Genomic DNA, 20,871 nt, shown 5'->3' with positions numbered 1-20,871 from the left:
AGCTTAAAAGCGCTGCTTATGGTGTGTGCAAAACACACGCCAGTAATAATTAATAGCAGAATTAATGTTTATGGCTGCTAATTAATTGGTAACCGGAGGGGAGGGAGAGAGTTTTACTGACACTGACAGGGTGATTTTTACTCAGTTGAAGTTCAGGTGAATGGAAATAACCAATTGAAAATATTGATGCATTATCAAATTTGATCAGCTGGGAATAAAACTGATTATTATATAAATTCTGCGGCGGGTGCTTGAAGCTGTCTGCTTTGGGTATTCTCGAATCAGGAATAGATGCACAGATATGGAGCAGATGTTGCCATAAAGCAGATAAGAAAAAGCCAGTCAGTGTGAACTGACTGGCTTGATACCCCCCGAGTCAATCAGGGGTGGCATAAACTGTTATTACAGTTTAGAGGCGTTTTCAGACAGATATTTAGCAACGCCATCTGGAGATGCGCCCATACCTGCTTTACCTTTTTCCCACTGTGCAGGGCAAACGTCGCCGTGTTCTTCGTGGAATTGCAGTGCATCAACCATACGCAGCATTTCGTCAATGTTACGGCCCAGTGGCAGGTCGTTAACCACTTGGTGACGAACAACACCGCTTTTGTCGATCAGGAAAGAACCACGCAGTGCAACGCCAGCATCTGGGTGCTCAATGCCGTAGGCTTTCTGAATTTCGCGTTTGATATCAGCAACCATTGGGTATTTAACTTCACCAATACCGCCTTTATCAACCGGAGTTTTACGCCATGCGTTGTGTACAAACTCGGAGTCGAAAGAAACACCAACAACTTCAACGCCACGTTTCTGGAATTCTTCGTAACGGTGGTCGAAAGCGATCAACTCTGAAGGACAAACGAAAGTGAAGTCCATTGGCCAGAAGAACAGGACGGCAGGGCGGCCGTTCAGGTGTTTTTTCAGGTTGAAGTTTTCAACGATTTCGCCGCTACCAAGAACAGCAGCTGCTGTAAAATCAGGGGCTTGACGAGTTACCAGAACCATAAATTACTCCTGTTAATTAGGGATGGATTAACCATTTGTCTCAAAAGTATCGGCACAGCATAGGTATTTAAACGCAATGAATAAAGAGATAAATACCAATCGCTGTGATAGCTTTTACCTATTGTTACAACGATTTTAGTTTCGTACTCTTGCTAAGATACCCATTCTGACAGAAAGCGCAAGTGACTTAGAGTCAATAACCATATAGATAGGAATGTTTTTGTCTAAATTTGTTTATGCTGTGCTTGTTGCATCATTGCAGGATAAAAATCCCAAAAGAGTCTTTCTAGCGGCTGATAGTGTTGTTCTATGTCGTGAAAAGAGCCTGCAAGCGCGACTAATTTAGGCCGACGGTTAGCCATACCTTGTAACACATCAGCTATAAAGGGTAGTTCAGCGTAGCGTTCCAGCCAACGCTCCGGCCATAGATAAGCATTAAGGTTCTGGAAACGGGCCGGTGTCAGTGACAAATGTGGCAAAATTTGGCATTGCGCATGCTCAATAAAGTCAGGCAGCGAACAGGCAGGTACCAGTTTATCCCAATTGCGTGCCAGAAAATGATCCCACAGTACATCCAGAGTAATAGGGGCAACCCGGCGATAATCTGCACTGAAATAACCTCGGGCCTCTTTAACGAGTGGCGATGTATCCGTCATGACATCAACGCGCCGATGCATCATGATGCCAGCGACTATCTCCGGGGTGTATTCCCCTTGTGGATTACCGCGCACAAAGTCAGCCAGCAAATTGCCCAATAAAGAGCTGTCAGCCAGTGTTGCAAGATGGAGGTGAGCAAGAAAATTCATTCGCTGAGTATAATGCAAATAAAGGCTAAATATGCTTATTTCTTGCAGCCAGCCCTTGAGGGCTCTAGACTAGCCGCCTGTTTTTGTGAACCGGCCTCTTATATCTGTTGGCCGGGTCTGTTCTGATATGAAGTGGAAAGCCATGCGTGTTGCCGATTTTTCTTTTGAGCTGCCAGAATCTTTAATTGCCCATTACCCCCAGCCCCAGCGTAGCGGTTGCCGTTTATTGTCATTGGATGGCCCTACGGGAACATTAACGCACGGCATTTTCACTGATTTGCTGGATAAACTGGTGCCCGGTGATCTGCTGGTGTTCAATAACACGCGGGTTATTCCGGCGCGTTTATTTGGTCGCAAAGCCAGTGGCGGCAAACTTGAAGTGCTGGTAGAGCGCGTGTTGGATGATCATCGCGTCTTGGCTCATGTCAAAGCGTCAAAAGCCCCTAAACCCGGCACTGAGTTACTGTTAGGCGATGATGAGAGCATCCGGGCCACCATGTTGGCGCGTCATGACACACTGTTTGAGCTGCGTTTTGACGATGAGCGAGATGTTTTTACTATCTTGAATGTAGTCGGCCATATGCCTTTGCCACCTTATATTGACCGCCCTGATGAAGATGCTGATCGCGAACTGTACCAAACGGTATACAGCCAGCGCCCTGGGGCAGTCGCAGCGCCAACCGCTGGCTTACATTTTGATGAACCGATGTTGGCGGCTTTGCGGGAAAAAGGCATTGAGATGGCTTTTGTGACTTTGCATGTTGGTGCGGGGACGTTCCAGCCTGTGCGAGTTGATACCATTGAAGAGCACATCATGCATTCTGAATATGCAGAAGTGCCGCAAGAGGTGGTTGATGCGGTTTTAGCCTGTAAGGCCCGTGGTAATCGCGTCGTCGCAGTGGGCACGACATCAGTGCGTTCATTGGAAAGTGCCGCTAAGGCCTGCGATAATGGCCTGATAGCCCCTTTCTTTGGTGATACTCGCATCTTTATTTATCCGGGTTATCAATATCAGATTGTGGATGCATTAATAACCAATTTCCATTTGCCTGAATCAACATTGATAATGTTGGTTTCTGCTTTTGCTGGTTATAAAAATACTATGAATGCATACCAGCAGGCGGTTGCAGAGCAATATCGCTTTTTCAGTTACGGCGATGCTATGTTTATCAGCCGTAATCCACGGGCACCGCAAGAGCCGGTCACCCCGTAAATAATAGAGTGACGGGCAAAGGGTAAGAGAATTTTTTATAAGATTTTGAAAGTATTTGGTTTTATGGGTTATTAGGATGAAAGCGCAGTCTGTTATCAGACCGCGCTTATATCACTCAAAAAAAGAGTTTAGGTGTGAATCAGAAGTTAAATTTCCCACCCAGAGAAGCGGCGATATCGGAGTAGCTGTTGTCGCCAATCTGCCCTGAAATGCCGCCCTGAATGCTCAGGTTAGCTGTCAGCTTAGCTTCCACCCCGGTCTTGAGTTCTCCGACGTTACGCGCTCCTTTGATATGGTCATCCACACCGTCCATTCGCACGCCATACTGGTTAGTATTATACACCCAGTTAGCTTCGACATAAGGCTGGAACTTGCGCTCAGTATCCTTATCTAACGCACTTTTCCCATTCAGATAAGCACGCAGACCCAGCTTGGTCTGCACGTTATTGTTGCCCAGACCCTGCACGTATGAACCTGTATTTTCCGTATGATCGTCAGCCTTAACCCCCATCCAGATTGCCTGGGCATGCGGTTGCAGCCACAAGGTGTTTCTGATTCCGTGGGCCGTCGTCCAGCTATTTACCAGCCAATCATAGCCCGTTTCAAGTGACGCGGTCATACCCTGGCTGTCATATTTTTCCTCTGCCATATCTTGACCATTCACCTGATTTCTGAACCAGTTGTATTGCAGCCAACTGTCAGCGTACAAGCCTCCTTTTTCCCGGTTATTCGCATACCAGGAACCATACATCCCCGTGCTATAACCCGTTATGGTATTACGTGAGCTGTAGCCTTTCTGGCTGTTATAGGTTTGGCCTTGTGCGTTAGCATAGCCCCCCATCACCCCTAGGTTAAATTTGCCTAAGGATTCGGATGATACTTGCAGCACGTCGCCACCCAGTTGCAGGACATAGCGGTTAGTGCTGGTTTTGTTCTGACCATCCGTCATCGATGCCTTATTGCGCCCACCTTCGTTACGCATCCACATTGAGGTTGAACGCGTTTCACCGGTGACCAGGTCCTCGTACTGTGTCTCTCCAGCACGATCGTGCAAACTCAGCGTAAACAGTGTATTTGCCGCCTGAAGGTTGGTCGCGTAGCTGGCAGCTTCAGGTCTTACCTGATTGCTATGGCTATCCAGATACCAATCATTTTCTTTTTTCACGAGAGAGTATTCATATAACCCAGCGGAGATCCGGTTACCCTGCGTAAAGACGGCATCCGAGTCACCCTGCACAGTAATCAGCTTGAGGCCCAGAAGCGTTTGTGCGCCGTGGCCTTTTTCATTGACTAGGTAAAGTGTGCTTGTGCCGGAGGAATTCCCCAGTATTGTCAACTGGTCGGTCAGCGAGTCATCGTCTGCAAGCACTGCGCCCAGGGAAACTGAACTACCCTGTACGCCGACGTAATCGCCGTTGATTATCAGGTTATTCCCTGCGCTGGTTGCTGTGGGATTAAGCACCATACTGCCGCGGTTATTGAAATGGCCGTCGATGTATGAGGTGACATATTGCTGGTTTGACAATGTCAGTACGCCGCTGTTATTCACGTTTCCTGACAACCTGCTCAGGTGATTAAGCTCGAGGGTTCCTGCGTTCGAAAATCCGTTCCCGGCCCGCCACACCGTAGAGTCCAGCAACGTCAGTTTGCTGCTGTTGTCGATATTTACCGCAGACACGCTGGTCGTAGCATTAGCTCTGACCTCTGAACCGCCATGGAGCGTGATATTACCTGTCCCGCTGATTTCATGGCTAAATTCACCTTTCGTGTCCAGAAATATCATCTCATTATTATTGGTGATCCCGCCGGTTCCAGCCGCGTTCACGCCTTGCAGAACCAACGTACCCGAATTGAGAACAGTGCCACCGGTGTAGGTGTTTTTCCCAGCCAGGATAAGCATGCCGTTACCAGTCTGAACCACAGAACCTAAGCCGGATATCACGCCGCCGTAAGTCAGTGCATCACTGCGGTTATGTTGTTGATGATATTTCCGACCACTGACCCAGTGGTGCCGCCGGAATAGGTGTTATTACTAGTGAGAGTAAGTGTTGCTGCGCCTGTTTTGACCAGCGAGCCCAAGCCTGAAATTAGCCCCGTCGCAGTTAAATTAGCGTTGGTTTGAAGTGTTCCAGTGGTCTTCAGCAGCATGTCTCGTGCTGTACTTATTGCTGCGGTATTTTCCAGGGTGCCACCATTGAAAGTCAGCCCACCCTCTGCTGCTCCGAGGTTGCTATCATTCGATACTGACAGAGTACCGGCATTGATATTCCATGCTGTGACTTCCGTGGTTGAACCGTTAAGTGTCCAGGTGCTGTTACCGGTTTTTACATAGTCGTTGAAACCATAATATTGCACGGCACCTGACCATGAGGGCGGTGATGTTGCCGCGAGGCTGGAGACAAAGAAACTGCCATTGGTATCTCCTCCTAGCGCCAGCGTGTCCCCACCACTGCTAATGACATTACCAACAAAACTGTAGCCGGACTCAAGGGTCAGCGTATTATTTCCGCCGGAAAATTCAATCGCGTTAGCCTGCGTTGTTCCATTGCCCGCCAGCCCTCCAGCGATAAGATTTGATGTCGTGATGGTGCTTGAGCTAGTAGACACAACACCGACCCCGGCGGCACCATAAGTCCCTGACGTACCCTCGGCCCCAGCCTGTCCTACTGAACCTATAGTGCCTAGGGGCGCGCCAGCATAGTCTGTATCACCCGCTGATCCACCGGTCGCTAAACCGGCTCTCCCTCCATTTCCACCGTTGATAATACCCCGGTTGACCAACTGAAAATTACTCCCTGTCACGGCAGTGGCACCCGCAGCCCCGTTCCCAGCAGTCCCACCAGAACTTCCATCACCACCATCGCCGGAACGACCGGAATTGTTTGCACCCTGTCCCCCTCGGCCACCGGCACCACCGAAAGCGTTACCACCGGCACCGCCCGACCCACCGATGATTGAGCCGTCATTGCTTAGGTTGAACCCACTCCCTGTCATCGCGTTGCCGCCCATGCCGCCATTTTCGGCGACCCCAGCCAGACCAGCATCTCCGCCATTGCCACCGTTGGCGTTAGTCCACTGTATAGGCCAGCCGCCGTTGCCGCCATTGCCGCCGTTGGCATTGCCACCAGAACCGCCTGCGCCACCGGCAAGTAAATTACCCGTCGTGACGTCGATAGTACCGCCGGTTACGGCTACGTCACCTGTTCCGCCTGATGTTGCGGTATTGGTGGCATCTAAACCGTGACTGCCATTAGCCCCAGAATTACCGGGGTTCCCTGCTGTGTTACCATTGCTCCTGTCGCGCCTGAGGTACCGGAGGCATCAACACCGGCGGTTCCTGCCTGGCCCACTGTACAATCAGCATAAGTGGTGCCATTTGCAATGCAGCTAGCAGCCTGCGCGGAGGATATGGCGGCTCCAAATGCCAATGCGGCAGCGCAAGCAAGCACGATCGGATTAAGTCGAAATTGGGGCGGTGCGGGTAAAAAATGAGATTTTCCATTTAAAACAATATTATGGGTGTTGTTCATGGTTTTCCTTCGAGTTAAAAATGGCTATTTATTGGTTACAGCGGAAATGGCTAAAGTGACGTATGCCCGAAGATGACCATCATGGGTTTCACTCCAACTGTTTGAGCAATAAGGTAAATATACGGTTTCAATCTTATTTAGATCTTTATCGGCAGGAGAAAGGAAATATTTAAGGAGGATTGTCAGACTAAGGATAAATATTCGTGCGCAATGTGTAAGTTGGCTGGTAATTCTTTGTTGCACTGGTGTTGCCCGGATTTAACTTCATAGCTCGCCCCCACACATGTCCAAGTATATCCCCATGGGTCTTGTACTCTGAGAATGGCGGGTGCAGGTCTAACTCGTGCAACTTTCTCATTCGATGTAACATATTGCATATGTTCGACACTATAGCCACAGCGCGGTATGTGGGGAGTAGGTGAGGGGGTTCGGTGAGGTGGAATGTGGCCGATTTATGCCAAAGATATGACTCAAAACTGCAAAATAACGCAGATAACGATAAGTGCTACTTAAGCTGGCTGGCTTGTGTAGCGGGTTAGACAGTTGTTATGATGCGCTCCTTTTAATCACGCATCAGACTGTTTCTCTGATGCTGGAGGTTATGTGAAGTACGAATTACAAAAAACTGATGGGCGCGCCCGTCGTGGTCGTCTGATCTTTGAACGCGGTGTAGTAGAAACCCCGGCATTTATGCCTGTCGGCACCTACGGCACAGTAAAAGGGATGACGCCGGAAGAAGTTGCCGAAACCGGTGCGCAAATCTTGTTGGGGAACACTTTCCACTTGTGGTTGCGTCCGGGTCAGGAAATCATGAAGTTGCACGGCGACTTGCATGACTTTATGCAATGGCATGGCCCTATCCTGACAGACTCTGGCGGTTTTCAAGTGTTCAGCTTGGGTGCGATGCGCAAAATCAAAGAAGAAGGGGTGACATTCCAAAACCCTATCAACGGCGATAAAGTTTTTCTCAGCCCAGAAAAATCGATGGAAATCCAGAATGATCTCGGCTCTGATATCGTGATGATTTTCGACGAATGCACACCCTACCCAGCAGACTGGGATTATGCGAAGCGTTCGATGGAAATGTCATTGCGCTGGGCTGCCCGTAGTCGCCAACGCTTTGATGAACTGAACAATAAAAATGCATTGTTCGGTATTATTCAGGGCGGCGTTTACGAAGATTTACGTGATGTATCCGTAAAAGGGCTGGTAGATATCGGTTTTGATGGTTACGCTGTGGGCGGCCTGGCGGTTGGTGAGCCAAAAGAAGATATGCACCGCATTCTGGAGCATGTTTGCCCACAGATTCCGGAGGATAAACCCCGTTACCTGATGGGCGTGGGGAAACCTGAGGATTTGGTTGAAGGTGTACGTCGCGGTATCGACATGTTTGACTGTGTAATGCCAACGCGTAATGCCCGTAATGGTCATTTGTTTGTCACTGACGGAGTCGTAAAAATCCGTAATGCCAAACATAAGAGTGATACTGCAACGCTGGACGAGCATTGTGATTGTTATACTTGTCGCAATTATAGCCGTGCCTACTTGCATCATCTTGACCGTTGCAACGAAATACTGGGTGCGCGGCTGAATACCATTCATAACCTGCGTTACTACCAACGCTTAATGGCGGGTTTACGTCAGGCTATTGAAGAGGGTAAATTAGAGAACTTCGTTGAAGATTTCTATGGTCGGATAGGGAAACCTGTTCCGCCATTATCTCCACAAGTAAGCGTTTGATTTTAAAATTATTACCTTTGTATTTGTCGGTCTAACAGTTACGATTCACCGTTTCTGTTTTATCGCACTGATTTCACACTACTGATATTGATAACAATGAGGGAATTTTAATGAGTCTTTTCATTTCCGATGCTGTCGCATCCGCTGGGGCTCCGGCTCAGAGCAGCCCGTACTCCCTGGTGATTATGCTGGTGGTATTTGGTCTGATTTTCTACTTCATGATCCTGCGTCCACAGCAAAAACGTGCCAAAGAACACAAAAAACTGATGGATTCTATCGGTAAAGGTGATGAAGTTTTAACCACGGGTGGTTTACTGGGTCGTGTTACTAAAGTTGCGGAAACGGGCTATATCGTCATCGCACTGAACGACACCACTGAAGTGATGATCAAACGTGACTTCGTTGCTGCCGTTTTACCGAAAGGTACAATGAAAGCTCTGTAATTTTCGATTTTCCCGAAGGGAATTGCCGTGTTAAACCGTTATCCTTTGTGGAAGTATCTGATGCTGATCGTTGTGATCTTCATCGGTCTGCTATATGCACTTCCCAACCTTTATGGTGAGGATCCGGCTGTTCAAATCACTGGTGCGCGAGGAATCGCCGCCAGTGAAACAACGCTGGTCCAAGTCCGTGACGTTTTAGAAAAAGACAACATAGCGAGCAAGTCCATTGCGCTGGAAAACGGTGCAATCCTGGCTCGCTTTAGAGATCCCGACGTCCAGTTACGTGCCCGTGAGGCACTGATGGAAGCGATGGGCGACAAATACGTTATCGCGTTAAACCTGGCTCCAGCAACGCCTTCCTGGCTTGCTAAGTTAGGTGCCGAGCCGATGAAGCTTGGTCTTGACCTCCGTGGTGGTGTGCACTTCTTGATGGAAGTGGACATGGATACCGCGCTGGGCAAGCTGCAAGAGCAAACGATGGATACCTTGCGCAGCGATTTGCGTGAGAAAAATATCCCGTATGCCACTGTGCGTAAGCTAGATAACTATGGTGTTGAAGTGCGTTTCCGCGATGATAAAACCCGCGATGACGCTATCAGCTACCTTTCTTCCCGCCACCGTGACTTGGTGATTGGCTCCAATGGCAGCAATACCTTAAAAGCGGTGATGAGCGATGACCGTCTGCGGGAAGCGCGCGAATATGCCGTTCAACAAAACATTACGATTCTGCGTAACCGGGTTAACCAGTTAGGTGTAGCCGAACCCTTGGTTCAGCGCCAGGGTTCAGATCGTATTGTGGTTGAGTTACCCGGTATTCAGGATACAGCACGTGCTAAAGAAATTCTTGGTGCGACCGCGACTCTTGAATTCCGTCTGGTAAACAGCAATGTTGACGCCACTGTTGCAGCCTCCGGCCGTGTGCCGGGCGATTCCGAAGTTAAAAATACCCGTGAAGGCCGCCCGGTTGTCTTGTACAAGCGCGTCATCCTGACCGGTGATCATATTACCGATTCAACCTCCAGCACCGACGAATATAACCAAGCTCAGGTTAATATCTCGCTCGATAGCGCGGGTGGTTCTGTCATGTCTAATTTTACCAAGGACAATATCGGCAAGCCGATGGCGACTTTGTTTGTAGAATATAAAGACAGTGGTAAAAAAGATGCTAACGGCCGAGCGATTCTGGTTAAGCAGGAAGAAGTTATCAACATCGCGAACATTCAGTCGCGCTTAGGTAACAGTTTCCGCATTACCGGCATTGATAACCCGGCTGAAGCTCGTCAGCTTTCTCTGCTGCTGCGTGCGGGGGCATTGATTGCTCCAATCCAGATTGTAGAAGAGCGCACTATCGGGCCAACCTTGGGTTCTCAGAATATTACCCAAGGTCTGGAAGCCTGCTTGTGGGGCTTGGCGGTTTCTATCCTATTTATGGTGATTTACTACCGTAAGTTTGGTGTGATTGCCAGTACTGCACTGTTGGCTAACTTAGTGTTGATCGTGGGCGTGATGTCTCTGTTACCGGGGGCGACATTAACCATGCCGGGTATTGCCGGGATTGTATTGACGCTGGCGGTAGCGGTTGATGCTAACGTGCTGATTAATGAGCGAATAAAAGAAGAGTACAGGAACGGGCGGACGATCCAGCAAGCGATTCATGAAGGGTACAAAGGTGCCTTCTCGAGTATCGTCGATGCGAACGTAACGACACTGATCACTGCGATTATTCTATATGCTGTGGGTACCGGTTCGATTAAAGGCTTTGCCATTACAACGGCAATCGGTGTTATAACGTCAATGTTCACCGCAATAGTCGGTACTCGTGCCATCGTCAACCTGCTTTACGGCGGCAAGCGCATTAACAAGCTGTCTATTTGAGGAGTACGTTGTGGCACAGGATTATACTGTTGAACAACTGAACTATGGCCGTAAAGTCTATGACTTTATGCGCTGGGATTATGTTGCTTTCGGCATCTCACTGCTGTTGTTAGTGGCATCCATTGTGGTGATGTCCACTAAAGGGTTTAACTGGGGGTTAGATTTCACCGGTGGTACGGTGATTGAAATTAACCTGGAAAAACCTGCGGATCTGGATCAATTGCGCGATACGCTGGAAACGGCGGGTTTTGAATCGCCAATCCTGCAAAACTTTGGTAGCAGCCGTGATGTGATGATCCGTATGCCACCTGCAACCGGCACTGCCGGGCAGGAATTGGGTAACAAAGTCATCTCGGTTATCAATGAGTCAGTTGATAAGAATGCATCAGTGAAACGCATCGAATTTGTCGGGCCGAGCGTGGGCAGTGATTTAGCCCAGGCCGGCGGTATGGCATTGTTGGTCGCGTTGCTGAGTATTTTGGTTTATGTCGGTTTCCGTTTTGAGTGGCGTCTGGCGCTGGGGGCGGTTATCGCCTTGGCGCATGACGTGGTCATTACCATGGGGATCTTGTCGTTATTCCATATTGAGATTGACCTGACTATCGTCGCTTCATTGATGTCAGTTATCGGTTACTCACTTAACGACAGTATCGTGGTATCAGACCGTATTCGTGAGAACTTCCGCAAGATCCGCCGCGGTACGCCTTACGAAATCATGAACGTGTCTTTGACTCAAACTCTAAGCCGTACCCTTATGACTTCTGGGACTACGCTGATGGTGGTATTGATGCTGTTTATCTTTGGTGGTGCGATGCTGCAAGGCTTCTCACTGACGATGCTGATCGGTGTTTCCATCGGTACTGTTTCATCCATCTACGTTGCGTCTGCGCTGGCGTTGAAACTGGGTATGAAACGTGAGCATATGTTGCAGCAAAAAGTTGAGAAAGAAGGTGCAGACCAGCCTTCAATCCTACCTTAAGTTGTAAGCGATAGTCTGTAAGACTATAACCCTGACACTGGTATAGCCGGTGTCAGGGTTTTTTTATTGTTGTATTCGCGATTTCCCTGTTATGTCCTCACTGTAAAAATTACTATCCATTAATTTATATGATTCCCTTTTAGCATTTTTATTAAAAGAGATTACTTTTCTAATTATTTTCTGTGTGAATGTGTTTTTTATATTAATTTACCACATGGAATTAATAAGGATAATAAGTCATTAAGTTGTTTTTTTTATGAATATTTCCCTTTATTTAATATCTAATCACTCAATTTTAACCGATTGTTTAGGCGGTAACAGGCGTGTTTTATATATTAAGGTTTACATTGAATTTAATGGGGGAGTAATGATGATTGTTTCAAATATTATGAGTAACACTCAAGTTGTAATTACTAATGATGACCAAAATGATAAGTCTGATAGTAATAATATTACGTTGGAAAAAATAAAACTAGAGATAGTGACTGCTTTCACGGGGATAGAATATGATGCAAAATCAAAAATAAGTAATCTAATAAAAAGAAATACAAATGTAACGACGCTGGAAGATGTAATAATTAGTGTAAATAATTATTTAGAAAAAAGTAAAGGGACAGAAAGATGTAATCTGTTCATTTCAAATATAGAAAAAGACCAAGATTCGGAACTTAATAAAAGTTATAAATTAGAAAAAGATGGTCGCAGTTTATATCAATTCATCAACAGAAAAGATATCGTGGAAGGCGTTTCCTCATCTGAGCTTGAGAAAATGACTCGAGAGAATGAAACCAAGATTAAAGAGCATCATATTAATAAAATAAAAACTGAGAGCAATAGAGAAGTTATTATCAATAAAATAAAGGAATCGATAAAAAATGCAGATAATGAATTTATTGCGTTGGAAGATCTTCATAGGGTAACTTATGGTCTGGTATCAATGTATCACACTGAATTCTCTAAAACTGAAAAAATGGCGGATGTCGGCAAGCTTAAAAACTTCATACCTGAAGGAACTGTATTGCATAATGAAGGGTTGAATGAATTAAAACTCCAATATGAACAGTTAAATAATAAAAATAGAGTTTACATTGACACAATTAACTCCAATTTAACTTCACTACCGACTACATTTGATAAATTAAAAAACCTTGAAAATAAAATAATTCCTGATGTGTTAGAAATGATAAATTCCGCAGTAGTGGAATTATGTTATCCACAGGAAAATTTTTGGACGCGGTTAGCCAATACTATCTCCGCTTTTCTATTCCCAAAGTTCTCTAAAGATAAGCAGACTAAAAAAACACAACTTGAAAATAAATTGTTAAAATTAAATGGACTAATAACGGAGTTAAGTAAAAAGCCAGGTTACGATCATGTGATGGAAGCACCCTGGCTTTATGAGTTGGTTTCCCATTTGCTAATTAAGGGCACACCAGCCCAATATCCTTTTGACCCTCTCAATGTGTTATCGCCGGATCGTAAAGTTTGGTTAGAACTGCAAAAGGGATGGTTGAAGCCCCTTGAGTCTAAATCCGATGAACCGAAGCTTTCGTCATAGTTGATCACCATAAACTGCCGCTTCCGCCCTTTGTTGTCGCGGCAGTTCGCGGTAAACTGTTGCTAAGTTTAAGCTCACTCATCAGGAAGCGCTATGCATTGCCCTTTTTGTGCCGCTGTGGATACCAAAGTCATTGATTCCCGTCTGGTGAGCGATGGTTCGCAAGTGCGCCGTCGCCGCCAGTGTTTAGATTGTAATGAGCGCTTCACCACTTTCGAAGTGGCTGAACTGGTGTTGCCGCGCGTGATTAAAAGTGATGAGGTGCGCGAACCCTTTAATGAGGAAAAATTACGCCGCGGTATGCTGAAAGCACTAGAAAAACGCCCTGTCAGCTCTGATGATGTCGAAACGGCAATCAGTCATATTAAATCTCAGCTACGCGCCACTGGTGAGCGTGAAGTGCCCACCAAGATGGTGGGTAATTTGGTGATGGAAGCACTGAAACGCTTGGATAAAGTGGCGTATATCCGTTTTGCCTCGGTGTATCGCAGTTTCGAAGATATTCGCGAATTTGGCGAAGAAATTGCCCGCTTGCAGGACTAGCCGCGGTAGCCGTAAAGCCGTTAGCACCATGCTAATGGTCACCACATAAAAGTGAGGAAAGCCATGCAGCCCGATGAGTTTTATATGGCCCGTGCCTTTGAGTTGGCGCGGTTAGGGCGTTTTACCACGTCACCTAACCCGAATGTCGGGTGTGTGGTGGTGCGGGACGGCGAGATTGTTGGTGAAGGTTATCACCTGCGTGCCGGTGAGCCTCATGCCGAGGTGCATGCCCTGCGTATGGCGGATGAGAAAGCGCGTGGCGCTACTGCCTATGTCACCCTTGAGCCGTGCAGCCACCATGGGCGTACGCCACCCTGTGCTGATGCTTTGCTTGCCGCCGGTGTAAAACGCGTGGTAGCCGCGATGCAGGACCCTAATCCGCAAGTTGCCGGGCGTGGCTTATATAAACTGAAACAAGCGGGTATCGAGGTTCAACACGGTTTGATGCTGGCAGAGGCCGAAGCCACTAATCTGGGTTTCTTGAAGCGCATGCGCACCGGTTTTCCTTATCTACAACTGAAAATGGCAGCTTCCCTGGATGGCCGTACGGCGATGGCTTCGGGTGAAAGCCAGTGGATTACCTCGCCGCAGGCACGTCAGGATGTGCAGCGTTTTCGGGCGCAAAGCTCGGCCATCCTCAGTACCAGTGCCACAGTATTGGCCGATGATCCTTCGCTAACCATGCGCTGGCAGGAATTAGATGCTGAAACTCAAGCGCTCTATCCTCAAGATACGCTGCGCCAGCCAGTTCGAGTTATCGTCGATAGCCATAACCGCGTGACGCCAGAGCACAAGGTGATACAGCAAGATGGCCCATGCTGGTTAGCCCGGGTTGAGGCGGATGAGCAAACATGGCCTGGCAATGTCGAGCAATTGTTGCTGCCCCGACATGGCAATGGGGTGGATTTAGTCTTATTGATGATGCAATTGGGTAAGCGGCAAATTAATTCTGTTTGGGTTGAGGCGGGGCCGCAATTCGCGGGCGCTTTGTTGCAGGCCGGTGTGGTTGATGAATTAATTCTTTATATCGCACCAAAATTATTAGGCAGTGATGCCCGAGGATTATGCCAGTTAGCAGGGTTAACCCGCCTCTCAGATGCCCCAGAGTTTACATTTAGTGATGTGCGCCAGGTGGGGCCAGACTTGCGTCTGCGCTTGAAACCGAAGTATTGATGAATTATCCAGCAGGGATTCACTCTGCTAATCATAGTCTTGCCAGCGTTTTACAAATGCGCAGGGGCGGGGCGTGAAAGAATATGATAGAATCCGCCCCCCTGCGGGGTATGAACCTATATTGAGGAAAGCTATGAACGTTATCGAAGGTGTTGTTGCTACTCCTAATGCCCGCGTGGCGATTGCAATTGCGCGTTTTAACAACTTTATCAATGACAGCTTGCTGGAAGGTGCTATTGATGCCCTGAAGCGCATTGGCCAGGTAACGGACGACAACATCACTGTTGTTTGGGTTCCGGGTGCTTATGAGTTACCGCTGGTTGCTAATGTATTAGCAAAAACAAATCGTTACGATGCGGTAATTGCTCTGGGTACTGTTATCCGTGGGGGCACGGCGCACTTTGAATATGTTGCTGGTGAAGCGAGTTCTGGTCTGGCAAGTGTGGCCATGAACAGCGATATCCCGGTAGCCTTTGGTGTGCTGACCACAGAAAGTATTGAGCAGGCAATTGAGCGTGCGGGTACTAAAGCAGGTAATAAAGGTGCAGAAGCTGCCCTGACCGCGCTTGAAATGATTAATGTAATCAAAGCTATTAAAGGCTGAATTTAGTTAAGTTAAGGGGAATTCCGTGAAACCTGCTGCTCGTCGTCGCGCTCGTGAGTGCGCTGTTCAAGCGCTTTACTCTTGGCAGTTGTCTAAAAACGACATCGCTGATGTTGAATTACAGTTCCTGTCTGAGCAGGATGTCAAAGATGTAGACATCGCCTATTTTCGCGAATTGCTGTCTGGGGTTGCCGTTCATGCCGCATCTCTGGATGCGCTAATGGCGCCTGTTCTTTCCCGCCAGCTCGAAGAATTAGGTCAGGTTGAAAGAGCGGTTCTGCGTATTGCGCTGTTTGAACTGAGCAAACGTGATGATGTCCCTTATAAAGTGGCAATCAATGAAGCGATCGAACTAGCCAAAACTTTCGGTGCTGCAGATAGCCATAAGTTCGTCAACGGAGTGCTGGATAAGGTGGCTCCGATGGTGCGTAAACGAAAATAATTCGTTGCATTAACGACTTGAATTAAGGCCGGATTCCGGCCTTAATTTATTGATCAGTTAACATTTCTGGAATTGTATTATGGCATGTGGCGAATTTGACCTCATTACCCGCTATTTTGACCGGTTCAGAAGTAATCGCCGAGATGTAGAACTGGGTATTGGAGACGACTGCGCACTTCTTACAGTGGCAGAGAAACAGCTGTTGGCCATCAGTACCGATACATTGGTGTCGGGCATTCATTTCCTTCCTGATATTGATCCGGCCGATCTCGGATACAAATCTTTAGCGGTAAACCTTAGCGATTTAGCCGCTATGGGGGCCGATCCCGCCTGGTTATCTCTTGCTCTGACCCTACCTAATGTCAATGAAGATTGGCTGCAATCATTCAGTGATAGCTTGTTTGATCAGCTTAATTATTACGGTATGCAATTGATCGGCGGTGACACTACGCGTGGGCCGCTGAGCCTGACGTTGACCATCCAAGGTTTAGTCCCTGAAGGGCGAGCACTGAAACGCGCTGGCGCTCGGATTGGTGACTGGATTTATGTGACCGGTACATTAGGCGACAGTGCCGCTGGCTTGGCAATTTTACAAAATGAGTTGCTGGTTGATGATGAGGCAGACAGGGCGGCGCTAGTTCATCGCCATTTGCGGCCACAGCCTCGGGTCTTGCAGGGGCAGGCTTTGCGTGACCTTGCCAGCTCGGCTATTGATATCTCCGATGGTCTCATTTCTGATCTACAACATATTCTGAAAGCCAGTCATTGCGGCGCACGTATTGAGCTGGATGCTTTGCCGTATTCTGATGCACTAAAAAATCAGGTGGATGCTGATCAAGCTTTGCGCTGGGCATTGAGCGGCGGTGAAGACTACGAACTATGCTTTACTGTACCGGAGATAAACCGGGGTGCGCTGAAAGTTGCATTGAGTCACACGGGCGCAAATTACACCTGTATTGGGCAGATTGGGCCACAAGCGGAAGGGGTTAAATTCTTCCGTGAGGGTAAGGCGGTTGAGATGAATTTGCGTGGTTTTGATCATTTCTCAGCAGGTAGCCCTCATGGTAGGTAATAGCATGAATGAAGCCAAACGTCGTCTGCGGTTATCTAATCCGTGGCACTTGTTGGCGACGGGTTTTGGCAGTGGTTTATCGCCGTGGGCTCCGGGTACCATGGGGTCTATTGCTGCGATTCCTTTCTGGCTGTTATTGATTCAGTTACCCTGGCAACTCTATTCTCTGGCGGTGATGTTTAGCATCTGTATTGGTGTTTATATCTGTCACCGCACCGCCAAAGATATGCAAGTTCATGACCATGGCAGTATCGTTTGGGATGAATTTGTCGGAATGTGGATTACCTTGATGGCACTGCCAGTCAATGATTGGCAATGGGTCGTCGCCGGGTTTGTGGTATTTCGTATTTTTGATATCTGGAAGCCGTGGCCGATTCGCTGGTTTGATCGCAACGTTCATGGCGGGATGGGCATCATGGTGGATGACATTATTGCCGGTGTGGTTGCAGCCGCGATTATTTTTGTCATCGGGCACTATTGGCCAATAGATTTATTTTATTAAATAGCCATTAGAACAAAGGCATAACCGAGTGGTTATGCCTTAATTATTATCACTCCAACCAGGCTTCAATCTGGCGCTGTATTCCCGCAGCATCTAAACCAAATTCAGCCCGCATTTCATCTTGTTCACCTTGTGGAACAAAGCTGTCTGGTAAACCGAGATTCAATACTGGCACTAACTGGCGTTTTGCCATTAGCAGTTCATTCACACCACTGCCTGCACCGCCCATAATGGCGTTTTCTTCTACAGTAACCAGTACCTCGTGGCTGGCAGCCAGTTCCAGTACCAATTCTTCATCCAATGGTTTAACGAAACGCATATCTACCAGTGTGGCATTCAGATTGTCGGCTACCATTTGCGCCTGTGCCAGTAATGTCCCAAAGCACAGGATGGCAATTTTTTCACCTTCGCGGCGCACGATCCCTTTACCAATAGGCATTATTTCTAGTGGCTCTAATGTTACGCCAGTGCCATTGCCTCGCGGGTAACGCACTGCCGCAGGCCCTTGGTGGTGATAGCCGGTGTGCAGCATTTGGCGGCACTCGTTCTCATCACTAGGGGTCATAATTACCATGTTAGGGATGCAGCGCATGAATGATAGATCGAATGCGCCCTGGTGGGTTTGGCCATCCGCCCCCACTAAACCGCCGCGGTCAATGGCGAATAATACTGGCAGATTCTGGATAGCAACATCGTGGATCAGCTGGTCATAAGCCCGTTGCAGGAAAGTCGAGTAGATAGCAACGACCGGTTTGTAGCCGCCAATAGCTAAGCCAGCAGCAAAGGTCACGGCGTGTTGTTCGGCTATCGCCACATCAAAATACTGTTGTGGATATTCACGCGAGAAGCGCACCATCCCCGAACCTTCACGCATTGCGGGTGTTACTGCCATTAACTGACTGTCTTTAGCGGCGGTTTCACATAACCATTCGCCGAAGATTTTAGAATAAGTGGGTAGGTTGCCCTGACTTTTCGGTAAGGTGCCAGAGGCCGGATCAAACTTAGGCACAGCGTGCCAGCCAATGGGATCTTTTTCAGCTGGGGCGTAGCCTTTGCCCTTCTTGGTCATGATATGTAACAGTTGCGGGCCTTTTAGGCTGCGCATGTTTTTCAATGTTTGTGTCAAGGCTTGCACGTCGTGGCCATCAATCGGGCCGATATAATTAAAACCCAACTCTTCAAATAAGGTGCTGGGTACCACCATGCCTTTCAGGTGTTCTTCGGTGCGTTTCAGCAAGTCTTTAATTGGCGGTAAACCCGAAAGTGCTTTCTTTCCGCCTTCTCGTAGGCTGGCGTAGAGTTTGCCAGATAATAGCTGGGCCAAATGGTTGTTCAGGCCGCCTACGTTTTCTGAAATAGACATTTCGTTATCGTTAAGGATAACCAGCATGTCTGAATGAATATCCCCGGCATGATTCATCGCTTCGAAAGCCATGCCGGCAGTAATGGCACCGTCACCAATCACACACACGGTACGCCGGCCTTTGCCTTCATGCTCGGCGGCAACCGCCATCCCCAAACCCGCACTGATGGAGGTTGAGGAGTGGCCGACAGAAAGTACGTCATATTCACTTTCATCACGCCATGGGAAAGGATGTAAACCATCTTTCTGGCGAATGGTACCTATCTGCTCACGGCGGCCGGTTAATATTTTGTGCGGATAAGCCTGATGGCCAACGTCCCACACCAGGCTATCAAACGGCGTATTGTAGACGTAATGTAACGCGACAGTCAGCTCAACCACGCCTAACCCAGAAGCAAAATGCCCACTGGATCGGCTGACAGAGGCAAGCAAATACTGCCGCAGTTCATCACATAACTTCGGCAGACTTTCTTTCGGCAACATGCGCAGTTCTTCAGGATTCTCAGCAAGTGCCAATGTCGGGTATTTGGCTATATCAATACTCATTCGATGCTCATATCAAAAGTTTAAGTAGGCACTCACGGACTGCCAGTATATTTCTAATTATCACGCTCAATAATAAAACAGGCTAAAGCCTGTAGTGGCGCTATGTTATAGGATTGCTCTGACAACTCATTCAGGGCGCTAACGGCTTCCTGATAAAGGTCCATGGCTTTGGCTTTGGCGCAATCTAACCCCAGAAGTGCTGGATAGGTGCTTTTTCCGTGTTGCTGATCTGACCCCTGGCGCTTACCAATTGTAGCGGTATCACCAATAACATCTAAAATATCGTCTTGCACCTGAAAGGCCAGACCGATGGCGTTTGCATAGCGGTCAAGTAATGGCAATGCTTCGCGGCCAGGGGCACCGGCTGCCAAAGCGCCGAGACGCATGGCTGCACGGATCAATGCTCCGGTTTTATGCCGGTGGATTTTTTCAAGGTCAGCGAGTGCAATCTGGCGAGTTTCTGCTTCCAGATCCAAAGCCTGACCGCCACACATGCCCGCCACACCACTGGCATGGGCTAATTCTGCAATCATCGACAGGCGGTCTTTATCTGCCACACCGGGCATTGGGGCTTCTGCCAGGATAGAAAATGCCAGTGTTTGCAATGCATCACCGGCCAGAATGGCATTGGCTTCACCAAACTTCACATGGCAAGTTGGCTGCCCACGGCGCAAATCATCGTCATCCATCGCCGGTAAATCATCATGAATTAATGAATAAGCATGGATACATTCAATTGCCGCCGCAGGGGCATCCAAACAGGTCAGTGGCAGGCCGAACATTTGGCCGGTGGCGTAAACCAAATAAGGGCGCAGCCGTTTACCACCCAGCACGGCACCATAGCGCATCGCCTCAACCAAATCACTGTTGCCAAAAGGAAGCGGCGCAATGAAATCCAACAGAGCTTGGTTGATTCGCTGCTGGTGCGCGGCAAGCTGCTGATTGAAGTCCACTGAGGAGTGAATGTTAGACATAAGGCTACTCAGTATCTGGAGTGAAAGGGGTTAATGGCGCATCAACATCGTCGCTCAACAGAACTTGAACGCGTTGTTCAGCTTGCAGCAAGGTTTGCTGCCCAAGACGTGCTAATTGCACCCCGCGCTCAAACTCATTTAATGCCTCTTCCAGCGGAAGCTCGCCGGACTCCAGGCGAGTAACAATCTGTTCCAGTTCGCTGAGTGATGTCTCAAAACTGGCAGCTTTGGTTTCAGGTGATGCGGCTTTTTTCGGCATAGTTTTATTCGACTCGGTATTTTTATGAAACGTAACCTTAGATGGCGCGTAACGTCTTCCTGCTTACAGAGAGCAACTCTTCAGGTCAAAAATGTATTACCGGCTATTCTAGCGGATAATGAAGGGGAAATCGTGACGTTTAAGCCCGGTTTTTAGTACGCAGCAGCACATCATATAGTGATATACTCCTCGGCTTGCATGTTTTCGCTAACACTTTTGACTGTTGCTCTCAATAGCGACGCCA

21 protein-coding genes are annotated in these 20,871 nt (G+C 48.1%); 12 read left to right on the top strand and 9 right to left on the bottom strand.

What is annotated here, in order from left to right; genetic code table 11:
- Window positions 1-402 precede the first annotated feature (402 nt).
- Window positions 403-1,005, bottom strand: coding sequence for a peroxiredoxin C (locus tag DXZ79_RS14990; RefSeq protein WP_120011410.1), 603 nt, complete (start codon window positions 1,003-1,005; stop codon window positions 403-405).
- Window positions 1,006-1,229: 224 nt separating this feature from the next.
- On the bottom strand, window positions 1,230-1,811 hold the full coding sequence (locus tag DXZ79_RS14985; RefSeq protein ID WP_038631459.1) for an acyl carrier protein phosphodiesterase: 582 nt from the start codon (window positions 1,809-1,811) through the stop codon (window positions 1,230-1,232).
- A 142-nt stretch (window positions 1,812-1,953) separates the two neighbouring features.
- On the opposite strand from DXZ79_RS14985, the gene queA reads away from it, so the two are divergent.
- Window positions 1,954-3,024: a tRNA preQ1(34) S-adenosylmethionine ribosyltransferase-isomerase QueA gene (queA, locus tag DXZ79_RS14980; RefSeq protein WP_120011640.1), complete on the top strand. Its 1,071-nt coding sequence runs from the start codon at window positions 1,954-1,956 to the stop codon at window positions 3,022-3,024.
- A gap of 139 nt (window positions 3,025-3,163) precedes the next feature.
- Here queA and DXZ79_RS14975 read toward each other — a convergent pair whose 3' ends face one another.
- The 4 genes from DXZ79_RS14975 to DXZ79_RS14965 form a co-directional block, all read right to left on the bottom strand.
- On the bottom strand, window positions 3,164-4,924 hold the full coding sequence (locus DXZ79_RS14975) for an autotransporter outer membrane beta-barrel domain-containing protein (RefSeq protein WP_051957665.1): 1,761 nt from the start codon (window positions 4,922-4,924) through the stop codon (window positions 3,164-3,166).
- A 53-nt stretch (window positions 4,925-4,977) separates the two neighbouring features.
- The gene (locus DXZ79_RS14970) at window positions 4,978-6,018 is read right to left on the bottom strand and encodes an autotransporter-associated beta strand repeat-containing protein (protein ID WP_162928752.1); all 1,041 of its coding nucleotides are present in this window, start codon (window positions 6,016-6,018) and stop codon (window positions 4,978-4,980) included.
- Window positions 6,015-6,149: a hypothetical protein gene (locus DXZ79_RS21140; protein ID WP_261369751.1), complete on the bottom strand. Its 135-nt coding sequence runs from the start codon at window positions 6,147-6,149 to the stop codon at window positions 6,015-6,017. Before DXZ79_RS21140 ends, DXZ79_RS14970 begins: the two co-directional genes overlap by 4 nt.
- Window positions 6,150-6,257: 108 nt before the next feature.
- Window positions 6,258-6,554 (bottom strand): hypothetical protein, encoded by a 297-nt coding sequence (locus tag DXZ79_RS14965; protein ID WP_038631466.1) that lies wholly within the window; start codon window positions 6,552-6,554, stop codon window positions 6,258-6,260.
- Window positions 6,555-7,157: 603 nt separating this feature from the next.
- Here DXZ79_RS14965 and tgt point away from each other — a divergent pair.
- From tgt to pgpA, 11 genes are all read left to right on the top strand, one after another.
- Entirely contained in the window at window positions 7,158-8,294 is a 1,137-nt protein-coding gene (tgt, locus tag DXZ79_RS14960; RefSeq protein WP_038631469.1) for a tRNA guanosine(34) transglycosylase Tgt, read from the top strand.
- A 110-nt stretch (window positions 8,295-8,404) separates the two neighbouring features.
- A complete protein-coding gene (gene yajC / locus DXZ79_RS14955; protein WP_005166605.1) occupies window positions 8,405-8,737 on the top strand; it encodes a preprotein translocase subunit YajC in 333 nt (110 codons plus the stop codon).
- 27 nt (window positions 8,738-8,764) lie between these two features.
- On the top strand, window positions 8,765-10,612 hold the full coding sequence (secD, locus tag DXZ79_RS14950; RefSeq protein ID WP_071841783.1) for a protein translocase subunit SecD: 1,848 nt from the start codon (window positions 8,765-8,767) through the stop codon (window positions 10,610-10,612).
- Window positions 10,613-10,622: 10 nt separating this feature from the next.
- Window positions 10,623-11,591, top strand: a complete 969-nt coding sequence (gene secF / locus DXZ79_RS14945; RefSeq protein WP_120011408.1) for a protein translocase subunit SecF — start codon at window positions 10,623-10,625, stop codon at window positions 11,589-11,591.
- Between the two features lie 367 nt (window positions 11,592-11,958).
- Window positions 11,959-13,149 carry a hypothetical protein gene (locus tag DXZ79_RS14940; protein ID WP_050291382.1) on the top strand — a complete coding sequence of 397 codons (1,191 nt, stop codon included), beginning with the start codon at window positions 11,959-11,961 and terminating at the stop codon, window positions 13,147-13,149.
- Window positions 13,150-13,242: 93 nt separating this feature from the next.
- Window positions 13,243-13,692 (top strand): transcriptional regulator NrdR, encoded by a 450-nt coding sequence (nrdR, locus tag DXZ79_RS14935; protein WP_004393175.1) that lies wholly within the window; start codon window positions 13,243-13,245, stop codon window positions 13,690-13,692.
- Window positions 13,693-13,755: 63 nt separating this feature from the next.
- On the top strand, window positions 13,756-14,865 hold the full coding sequence (ribD, locus tag DXZ79_RS14930; protein ID WP_120011407.1) for a bifunctional diaminohydroxyphosphoribosylaminopyrimidine deaminase/5-amino-6-(5-phosphoribosylamino)uracil reductase RibD: 1,110 nt from the start codon (window positions 13,756-13,758) through the stop codon (window positions 14,863-14,865).
- 133 nt (window positions 14,866-14,998) lie between these two features.
- Complete coding sequence (gene ribH, locus DXZ79_RS14925) at window positions 14,999-15,469, top strand: 6,7-dimethyl-8-ribityllumazine synthase (RefSeq protein ID WP_004393184.1); 471 nt, start codon at window positions 14,999-15,001, stop codon at window positions 15,467-15,469.
- Window positions 15,470-15,494: 25 nt separating this feature from the next.
- Entirely contained in the window at window positions 15,495-15,911 is a 417-nt protein-coding gene (gene nusB / locus DXZ79_RS14920) for a transcription antitermination factor NusB (RefSeq protein WP_038631480.1), read from the top strand.
- A 79-nt stretch (window positions 15,912-15,990) separates the two neighbouring features.
- Window positions 15,991-16,983, top strand: coding sequence for a thiamine-phosphate kinase (thiL, locus tag DXZ79_RS14915; protein WP_038631482.1), 993 nt, complete (start codon window positions 15,991-15,993; stop codon window positions 16,981-16,983).
- A 4-nt stretch (window positions 16,984-16,987) separates the two neighbouring features.
- On the top strand, window positions 16,988-17,485 hold the full coding sequence (gene pgpA / locus DXZ79_RS14910; RefSeq protein ID WP_038639382.1) for a phosphatidylglycerophosphatase A: 498 nt from the start codon (window positions 16,988-16,990) through the stop codon (window positions 17,483-17,485).
- Between the two features lie 49 nt (window positions 17,486-17,534).
- On the opposite strand, the gene dxs is transcribed toward pgpA, so the two are convergent.
- Genes dxs through xseB form a run of 3 tightly spaced genes read right to left on the bottom strand, consistent with a single transcriptional unit; the run spans window position 17,535 to window position 20,627 of the window.
- Window positions 17,535-19,394 carry a 1-deoxy-D-xylulose-5-phosphate synthase gene (gene dxs, locus DXZ79_RS14905; protein ID WP_050291380.1) on the bottom strand — a complete coding sequence of 620 codons (1,860 nt, stop codon included), beginning with the start codon at window positions 19,392-19,394 and terminating at the stop codon, window positions 17,535-17,537.
- Window positions 19,395-19,447: 53 nt separating this feature from the next.
- On the bottom strand, window positions 19,448-20,368 hold the full coding sequence (ispA, locus tag DXZ79_RS14900; protein WP_038631486.1) for a (2E,6E)-farnesyl diphosphate synthase: 921 nt from the start codon (window positions 20,366-20,368) through the stop codon (window positions 19,448-19,450).
- A gap of 4 nt (window positions 20,369-20,372) precedes the next feature.
- A complete protein-coding gene (gene xseB, locus DXZ79_RS14895) occupies window positions 20,373-20,627 on the bottom strand; it encodes an exodeoxyribonuclease VII small subunit (protein WP_038631488.1) in 255 nt (84 codons plus the stop codon).
- Window positions 20,628-20,871 lie beyond the last annotated feature (244 nt).

Origin of the sequence: Yersinia rochesterensis, assembly GCF_003600645.1 — a bacterium.
Lineage (GTDB): Bacteria > Pseudomonadota > Gammaproteobacteria > Enterobacterales > Enterobacteriaceae > Yersinia > Yersinia rochesterensis.
The sequence above is the reverse complement of the archived record's forward strand: the minus strand, read 5'-3'. Positions and strand labels throughout refer to the sequence as shown.